The 1,217-nt window shown below is 39.1% G+C and carries 1 pseudogene; it reads right to left on the minus strand.

The features are described from left to right. Window positions 1-306 precede the first annotated feature (306 nt). Window positions 307-1,074: pseudogene (locus R7P35_RS25015) on the minus strand (LysR family transcriptional regulator); the annotation flags it as partial. Between the last annotated feature and the right edge of the window lie 143 nt (window positions 1,075-1,217).

Genomic DNA, 1,217 nt, shown 5'->3' on the forward strand with positions numbered 1-1,217 from the left:
AGAAAAGCTTAAAATGCTATTTAAATCATGTTTCATTTTGTTGATTTCTAGTTTTTTATTTTCATATCTATTCAATGACTGGCTGCTCTATTATGCTGAAAGTCATGGATACCGTTATTCTGAGGAGCTTAGTTCTCAATGGTTTTTAAGTAAGTACTATGTTTTTGTAAAATGACTATGAAATATATTTTAATCTCCTAGTTATTACCATGTCTATGCTGATGGCAACAAAACTTCTTTGGCAACAACATCAGCAATGGCTTCTAACACTGTTTTAATTCGCTGATTGCGGTATGTGTTGTGGCGAAGACAGATGTGTATTGGGCGAATTAGAGGCTCTAGTTCTTCGAATTCAAAACAGAAATTTGATGCGATGTTGAGTGTTTTGATGATGGATTTAGGTATCAGTGCTGGTGCCATACCTTTTAAAGCTAATTGTGCTGCCGCAGTGTAGGAGTCCATTTCCATCAAAGGTTGGATCTCGTACTTGGACAAAATGGCTTGTTGATATGTGTTGGCTGGGTTATTCAAATCGTTAGTTAAAATCGCTTTTGGTAATTGAGTTAGCGGGTGCTTACTTATTATAGAGAAAGGCTCATCGGCGAGATGAATGCTCATCAAACCGTGATGAGAAGGTAAGTAACCAGCGCAGAATCCTAGGGTCGCTCGCCCTGATTTTACGTTTTCAACGATTCTCGGAGTGTGATTGGTAGAGATTCTGAGATAAGGATCGCGTGCCAGTTGCTCTTCCATAATCACACTCAGATAACCTGCGACGAGAGTTTCTGAGCAATCCATTTTTATTAATGACGTATCTTCGAGCTCTTGCTGATCGTAAATCTGTCCTCGTAACTCATTGAACGTGGGCTCTATCGTATTGATAAGGGCCAGAGCATCCGAGGTTAGTTTAATGTGTCTGCCGTTTGGCTCGATCAGTTTCTTTCCTAACTTTTTTTCTAAATTGGCGATACGTTTACTCACCGCAGATTGGCTGATGTACAGCTGACTACCAGTGCGGCTCATGGTTTTTTCTTTACTTAGTACAAGTAACGTTTCAATGCCTTCTAATAACATAGCAATTAATGAAAATTAGGAATGAGACGGATAATTTAACGAATTGCTGAGGGATAAGCGAATCGTGTTAATTAAAATGCGAAGAGCCGAGATAAAGTCGGCTCTTTAGATTGAAAGCTGTACTTGAATTGCTTAGCGGTTGA

Origin of the sequence: Vibrio sp. Vb0304 (assembly GCF_033338995.1) — a bacterium.
GTDB classification, from domain to species: Bacteria; Pseudomonadota; Gammaproteobacteria; order Enterobacterales; family Vibrionaceae; genus Vibrio; species Vibrio alginolyticus.